Annotated in this window: 3 protein-coding genes; 2 read left to right on the top strand and 1 reads right to left on the bottom strand. The window is 43.1% G+C overall.

Annotated elements, in window-relative coordinates:
- On the bottom strand, positions 1-1,073 hold a 1,073-nt coding region (locus tag NFS31_RS26430; protein ID WP_251501986.1), incomplete at its 3' end, for a tyrosine-type recombinase/integrase.
- 111 nt (positions 1,074-1,184) lie between these two features.
- On the opposite strand from NFS31_RS26430, the gene NFS31_RS26425 reads away from it, so the two are divergent.
- Together NFS31_RS26425 and NFS31_RS26420 are read left to right on the top strand one after the other, a co-directional pair.
- Positions 1,185-1,604, top strand: coding sequence for a ParA family protein (locus tag NFS31_RS26425; RefSeq protein WP_331482896.1), 420 nt, complete (start codon positions 1,185-1,187; stop codon positions 1,602-1,604).
- Positions 1,594-2,190, top strand: a complete 597-nt coding sequence (locus NFS31_RS26420; protein WP_251501980.1) for a ParB N-terminal domain-containing protein — start codon at positions 1,594-1,596, stop codon at positions 2,188-2,190. The genes NFS31_RS26425 and NFS31_RS26420 overlap by 11 nt, the downstream gene beginning before the upstream one ends.
- The last annotated feature ends 585 nt before the right edge of the window (positions 2,191-2,775 follow it).

Here is a 2,775-nt window from a genome sequence, read left to right as displayed (position 1 = left end):
CAATAAGCAGGCAAAAATATATGAGGCTCTCGGAGTGAAGGTACCAACCTCGTCATGTTAACTCCGAGAATCCAGGTTTCATGGAAATTTCTGTGTTCAAAGGGTTTCACAGGCGCCCGGTTGCTGACCAATACTTCTCTATAATCACATTCGGGACGTGCGTTTTTTATATAATCGATAAGAGCCATAAGCAATTCATCACTAATGGGTAATGAAACATATTCACCGGTTTTAGACTGTACAAAACCAATAGTTTTCCTTTTCCAATCAATGTCATCCAGAGTAAGCCGGCATATATCGATACACCTCATTCCAAGGGTTGCTGCCAAGAGGAGAATCAGGTAATCTCTTTTCCCATACAACGTTTCGGTATTGATGCTTTGAAGCAGTTTTGTTATACATTCCGGCGTGAAATACGAAGGATATGAATTCTTGGTGTGAATTGAAATAACCGGAAACATCTGAGCTAAATCCTTACTGCACAGTTCCTTTTGGCTCATATAAGCGAGAAGGCTCCTAAGCAAATACTGATAAGCCTCTTTTGTCGTTATAGAGTAGTAGGATCTGCTTGCCAAAAATCCATATGCATGCTCGGACCGTATGTCGCTGGTATTTTTTATCCCGATGCTTTCGAAATACTTAAATACTTTTCTCGCAGAAAATTCCTTGCCCTTTAAGGTTGTATCCTTAAGTCCTCTTTCTGTTTCATGTGCAATGTAGCCATCTAAAACACCCTCAAAATATTCAAGTCTCATGTCTTTTGAAAGTCGTTTTTTCTGGCGGATTTCACCGTACAATTGAAATTCGTACAACATCCATATGTGACGCTGGAGATAATTCTCAGCCATTGTCAGATTTTCAAAATCAACCCACTTATGCTTGTGATGTTCTAACAGGAACTGCTTTCCAAGATCAAGTGAAAAATAATCAATCTCCTTCTTTCTGCAGTACTTGATAAAGACTTTATAATAAGCCAAGTATCTTTCCCGGGTACTTTCTTTGTAGCCAATGAGCTTAAGGTGATCCATCAGCCCATTTACTAATTCTTCAATAGTTACCTCGTGTTGCTCCATATAGGAACCCCCTTTCTGTGATTTGTAAGAGGTATTCTATATGGAATATTATGCTGAGTAAACAGAAAGAAAATCATAGGTTTTATTAATGATTGCAGATAGTTACTCTGCATAATATTTAACTCCGCATTAGATACCTGCCCGTCGCTGGGGACTTTGACGATCAATGCTTTGGCCGCTTCGGACGAGGTGATCATTACGGTGAATCCCCAGCTTCTGGCCATGATGGGGATGCAGGACTTTCTCCGGACGGTGGTGAGGATCAGGAAGCGGATCAATCCGAAGCTGGGCATTGCGGGCATCCTGATGACCATGTGCGAGTCCAGGACGAAGCTGTGCAGGGTTCTGACGGAGGAAGTGACGGAGAGCTTCCAGGAGCAGATACGGGTGTTTGAGACGAGGATTCCCAGTACGGTGAAGGTGGGGGAGAGTATTTATTACAGCCTGCCGGTGGCGGAGTACAGCCCGAAGGCGAGTGCGGGGATGGCTTATAAAAAGTTTGCAAAGGAGCTGGTTTCGTATGAAGGCTAATGGGACGAAGAGGAAGATTTTTAATGACGCTGTGGATCTTCTGGCGGGGGCGGAAGAGGTTTCCGCTCCAGAGAATGGAATCAGGATGCTGCCCATTGACAGTATCCGTCCGTTTCGGAAGCATCCTTTCCGGCTGTATGAGGGGGAGCGTCTGGAGGACATGGTGGAGAGCATTAGGGAGCATGGCGTTCTGAATCCGGTGATCGTGTGGCAGGAGGGGGACGGGTATGAGATGCTGGCCGGGCATAACCGGCAGCTGGCAGGGAAGCTGGCCGGGCTGGCGGAGATTCCCGCTATCGTGAAGCCGGACCTGACGGAAGAGGAAGCCTATGTCTATGTGATCGAGACCAATGCAATACAGAGGGGCTTTGCGGAGCTTCTGCCGTCCGAGAAAGCAGCGGTGCTGGCGGAGCGGTATGAGAAGATCAGCAACCAGGGGAGGCGGAATGACATTCTGGAAGAGATTGCCAGGCTGAACGGGCAGGACACGGCGGGGATCTGTGGACATGATGTCCAAACGGATTATGCGGAAAATCCTTCATTTATGCGGTTTATGGCTACTTTGAAAGATATTTTACCCCAATAAATACCCCAATTTTATAAATTTATGCGATTAAGTAAATGTTGTTATTATGTGTGATATATCGTTGATATAGAAAATGTGGATAAAAGAAACATGGTTATTTCCAAGGTTCTATATATTGCATTGGTGAATGCGCTTGTTTCAATATATTGTATAAAAATTAGTTTAAATTAAAAAAAGACTATTGACTTGTTGCGACATATGTTTTATGATAGATGTGTAAATTAAATAATGAATGAGCCAAGACGCATTGACGCAAGAGCCAGTTGACTTGTAATAAAGTTACAGATATGGGCTAATCGTGATTTATGCGGATGGAAAGAATAGTGCCAGTCACAAGTTGCAGTGCCAGATTAGTATACTTATAAATATAGTCTGGATTGTGATTTATGAGGTTGGTACAGATAATTGAATTATGACGACCCATGAATCGGCATGGGTGAAGGGCTAAGTGGTGCCAGAGATTTGTAAGTATATTTTACAAGTCTCTGGCATTTTTTTGTTTTTTCAGCAGAAAGTCCAGCTAAGAAATGTCAATAGGTAAAATGAAAAATGTTTAAAAAGTTTTTTTCAAGCAACTGATGTAAA

This window comes from Otoolea muris (assembly GCF_943193115.1).
Classification (GTDB): Bacteria; Bacillota; Clostridia; order Lachnospirales; family Lachnospiraceae; genus Otoolea; species Otoolea muris.
Note: the sequence above shows the minus strand (reverse complement) of the source record. Positions and strands in the feature narration are given on the sequence as shown.